We start from the raw sequence: 4,893 nt of genomic DNA on the forward strand, positions 1-4,893 counted from the left end.
CCATGTTCACCAGCAAACAAATTCTTGTTCAAGCCGGTGTTTCGATGCTAGCTCAAGCGAACCAAGCTCCGCAAAACTTGTTACGCTTGTTCCAACAGTAATAAGAGAGACCTTATAAAGAGGAAGGGGAATAACTCCCCTTCCTCCAAAAGCAAAAAGACAGGGTAGCCTGCGAGTTTTTTTAGGAGGAGTAGTAAAATGGACCTGAATTTATCAGCCTATGGTCCAACGATACAGGGCGAGAAATTCGAGACGCCCATGGACCATAAGATACAAAGCACCAGCGGATTCCAAGGTGTGCAGACATCTGTTGAAAAACAGTTCGAACGCGCCTTGTCTCAAGGTGATCAATCTGCCGACGCCCATCTAAGAAAGCGTGGACAGTATATCATCGACGAGAAAACCCGACGGGTGTATTACCAGACCAAAGACCTAGTCACTGGAGATGTACAAAAATTTCCAAGTGAAGCGCAGTTAAGAGCTGCGGCTGCCTTAAAAGAGCAGTTAGAGAAAGAACTACCGACTGTAGATCGTCAACAAGAAGTTAAACTCCACCCGCCTGGCGACATACTCGATGCCAAAGCGTAACAGTAAGAAATAAAATTACATAAAATTTTATTTTTTATGGTCGATTTTAGCTAATCGTTAACACCCTACAGGTAGGATGGGAATTATGGTCTCAGTAGATACCAGTCGTTTAGTCGTAGGCAGTGACGGTCGGACATCGTTTTCCGGCTTGGGCTCTGGCATTGACTTTGAAGCCGCCGTCGAATCGATGGTCACGGCCAAACGCGTTCCAATCGATAAGCTCAAGACTAAAATTAGCGATAACGGCAAGCAAATTTCCGCTTATGCGGATTTAACCGCGAAACTTACCGCCGTTCGGGAATCTTTGAATAAATTGCGCGGCGTTATCAGCGCCGACCGCAGCACCAATATTTTCTATAATAAAGAGACTTTTGCTTCTTCCAGCAGAGCCACTTCGCTATTATATAACCCAAATCGTACTACCGCATCCGCAGCAGCGAGCTTGCTTGGGGTTACCGTCACTAACCAGGCGGAAAAAGGCAGTTATGAATTTGAAATTCTGCGTACCGCGAAAGCGCAAAAAGATTCCAGCCAATTGATTCAATCGACCTATGAACTGGATCGTGGCGGCACATTTACGGACGACAATACCGCGATGAACGTTTTGGATCCAAGCTTCGCCGGCGGCAGTTTCAAAATCAACGGCAGCACCATCACGGTCGATGCCGATGATACGCTTCAGGAAATTCGGGATAAAATCAATCTAGTTACGGGTGCTGGCGTTACCGCCAGCATATATAACCCAGGGGCCGGCGACTTCCGCTTATCTCTAACCTCCAATACTGCTGGCGTTGCTATTACTTATAATGATGACGCAACCAACGATACCTTGACCAAGTTGGGCATTTTAGACGGCAGCGACGCGGTTGCAAATCGGGTTCAAAAAGGCATTTCCGGCCGCACCGGCGCCTTGAATGACTTAATTCCAGGGTTTACCGGCGGCACATTCAGCATTTTCGGCCACGACGTTACCCTCGAAGCCACTAGTTCATTGGTGGACGTGCGTGACCGCATTAATGCGGCCAACACGGGTGTAAGCGCGACGATTCTTCAAGCTTCATCGACCGACTTCTATTTGATTCTTACCAATAACGATACTGGCGAAGTCGTCACTTACAGCGATCCTTCGGACGTATTGGCGGATTTGGGCGTATTAAATCCAGACGACAGCGTTGCAAACCAATTACAGGCTTCGCAAACAGCGCAATTCACGGCCAATGGGCTGCGCGATCTAAGCCGCAAACGGTCGGACATTATCTATAATCCTGGCGCTACTCTAAGCACACTGGCGCCTGGTTTAGTCACATCAGGCCCTCAATCCTTTCAGATCAGCAGTGGCGTTACCTTTACGGTCAATTACAATGACACCATGACCGCCAACCAATTAATCGATGCCGTCAATACCGCGGCCGGTATTGCTGGGTCCGATGTCACCGCCAGCTTAGAAACCGTCGAAGGCGGCAACGGCGGGTACAGAATTATTATCAAAGATGCTTCTGGCGATCCTGTTACTTTGGGCGCGGACACCGGCGGATTTCTGAATGCCTTTACATTCTCCGATCCCCGCATTCTGGAACGCAGCAGCAATACGGTCAGCGACCTGGTTCCAGGCATGACTTTGAATCTGTTCGCGGCCGAAGGCGGCACGACCATTAAAGTGGATGTCGAACAGAATTTAACAGATGTAAAAACCCAAATCGCCAATTATGTGCAAGCCTATAACGATTTGATTCATTTCATGAATGAACAGATCAAAGTGGATCCTGTTACTGGCCAGCCAACCGAAGATACAGGCGCCTTGTTTGGTTCCTCCGTTCTTTCGGACGTAAAATCCAGAATTAGCATTCTTATTTCCACCAGCATCGCCGGCGTTAACAGCAGCTTTGCCGCTTTGGGCAATATCGGTGTTAAATTCGTCAATAACAACGAAGTAACCGATCCTTTAAACTACAACACTATGACAATCGACGAACAGAAATTGGATCAGGCATTATTAAACAATGCCGACGATGTTCGCAAATTGTTCACGTTTGACGGCACAACCAACGATTCACGCTTTACCATTACTGGTTTCGATGGCGCGATGGAATATAATACATCCGGCATCAGTATCAATTTCACGCATGATGGCACCACTTTTACTTCCGCCGATATTGGTGGCGACAGCAGCGCCGTTGAAATTGTCAACGGCAACACTTTGAAAATTAAATCCGGCCCCGCCAAAGGCATGATTTTATTTTATAACGGCGGCGCGGACACCGGAACAATAACCGCCAATTATACCGTCGGTTTAGGCGCCAAATTATTTAGCGAATTGGACGAAATTCTGACCCTGGATACCGGTACGGTCGATGCCGAAGTCGATACCTTGAAAAAATTAAACACCACTACCCAAGAACGCATTGACCAAATGAATTTACGGATTGAATCTTTCCGTCAAGCGCAATTAGAAAAATTTTACCGCATGGAGCAGGCAATGTCCCGTGCGAACAGCATTCTGGACAGCTTGAAACAAACGACGGATGCCCAAAATAAAAGAAATTAATTAAACCCATGAAAGACAGGACGTCTTTCGGAGGAAAAGTTGGTACAGAAGAACGCCCATAAAGTCTATGCACAACAGCAAATATACACCGCATCGCCTGCCAAGTTAGTATACATGCTGTACGATCACGCGATCGGTGCATTGCGTGACGCCATCAAGGCCATTGAAGAAAACAATATCGAAAAGCGCTGGAAATCCAACACTAAGGCTTGTGAAATTATTACCCACTTATGGACCACGCTGGATATGGAAGGCGGAGGTTCGATCGCGCAGAACCTGGATCAATTATTCGGTTTTATGCTGACCAAACTTCCTGAAGTCGATTTCAAAAACAACCCGCAACCCGCAAAAGATGTAATCACATTGCTGGAACCTTTGCGCGATGCGTGGAAAGAATTACTGGAAACCAAAACCGAGCAAGAATTGGCTCAGGCCGCCGCGGATGTACGCACCGACAATCCTGCCCTGCCGACAACAGAACAAGTGGTAACAGGACAAGCCGCGTCATCCACCCCTGCTCCCGAATCCACTGCGCCAAAAGCGCCGGTGCCAACGACATACGCCAAATCTTTCGCGGCGCCTCTGCCACCTAAATCGCCGGACGGCAAAAATAACCAATCGGTTTCCGTTTCGGCTTAAATTCCAAATCAATATTGATGATTTCTCCGGCAGATTTTGCCGGATAATTCTTTTCGCTTATAGTCCAATAAATCGATTCATTTAAAATCAATCACTTAAATTTTGGCCTGTTTTTTGCTTTGTATGCCCGTGGTTGCCGAAAGGCAAGTAAGCCGCTGTGTATCATAACGCAAGTTATGATGTCACAAGTATATTTAAGGTATATGGAGAACAACAATGGCTCTGAATTTAATTACCAACCAAACCGCCAGTATCGCGCATCGCAACTTGGTACAATCCGATCGTGAGATGACCAATTCCTTGGCCAAATTATCGTCCGGCCAACGCGTTGTTTCGGCAAAAGACGATGCTGCTTCCATGGCCATCGGCTCCCGCATCAAAGCAGACGTCGCCTCGTTACGTCAAATTCAAGTTAACAGCACCCAAGCCATCTCGCTCTTGCAAGTCGCCGAAGGCGCTCAAGCCCGCGTGTACGATATGCTGGTGCGTTTAAAATCCCTTGCATCGCAAGCTGGTTCTTCCCAATTGTCCAACACCGAACGCGGCATGTTGGATACAGAATATCAACAGTTACTCGACGAGATCGATCGCGTCGCCGCAGGCACCACCTTCAACGGTACAAGCCTCGTTAATGCCAGCGTCAATCGCACCTTAGGCGATTTCTTGGCCGGCAGCGGCGTATGGGATTTTGCTCATGGCGGTTTAGAAGGCGCGAACTTGACCTTCAGCCAAACTACCGATGCCAACAGCAACATGATATTCACCGTCAACAACGGTACCCAAAACTTAACCGGCAGCTTGGCTTCCAATCTGCTTGCTAACGGCGCTTTCATTTCCGGCACCGCTGTCCGTTTGACATCCACCACCGCGGGTGACAACGCCTATGTCAGCATTTCATTTGCTCAAGGCACCAATATGGTGGCCGCATCGCAATCTGGCCGTGTTACCGTTGCTAACGCCACAGGCGCGAATGGACTCAGCTACAATAACTTCAGATTCAAAGTAGGCATCGCCGCGAATCCAAGCGACAACGAAATCAGCTTGAATTTGCGTGGCATCAATACCAAAGCACTGGGTTTGAATGCCGCTACTATCAGCACCCAAGCTCGCGCGGATGCCGC

The 4,893-nt window shown here is 48.1% G+C and carries 5 protein-coding genes; all 5 read left to right on the forward strand.

The window, feature by feature from the left end; all coding sequences use genetic code 11:
• Nucleotides 1–101 (forward strand): flagellin (locus tag EYC62_02640; protein ID TAH36468.1); only part of this gene is annotated, 101 nt, incomplete at its 5' end.
• 97 nt (nucleotides 102–198) lie between these two features.
• Nucleotides 199–588, forward strand: coding sequence for a hypothetical protein (locus tag EYC62_02645; GenBank protein ID TAH36469.1), 390 nt, complete (start codon nucleotides 199–201; stop codon nucleotides 586–588).
• A gap of 76 nt (nucleotides 589–664) precedes the next feature.
• Nucleotides 665–3,133 (forward strand): hypothetical protein, encoded by a 2,469-nt coding sequence (locus EYC62_02650; GenBank protein TAH36470.1) that lies wholly within the window; start codon nucleotides 665–667, stop codon nucleotides 3,131–3,133.
• A gap of 39 nt (nucleotides 3,134–3,172) precedes the next feature.
• Entirely contained in the window at nucleotides 3,173–3,772 is a 600-nt protein-coding gene (gene fliS / locus EYC62_02655; protein TAH36471.1) for a flagellar export chaperone FliS, read from the forward strand.
• A 216-nt stretch (nucleotides 3,773–3,988) separates the two neighbouring features.
• A partial coding sequence (locus EYC62_02660) for a hypothetical protein (protein ID TAH36472.1) occupies nucleotides 3,989–4,893 on the forward strand: 905 nt, incomplete at its 3' end.

This window comes from Alphaproteobacteria bacterium (genome assembly GCA_004295055.1).
Lineage (GTDB): Bacteria > Pseudomonadota > Alphaproteobacteria > SHNJ01 > SHNJ01 > SHNJ01.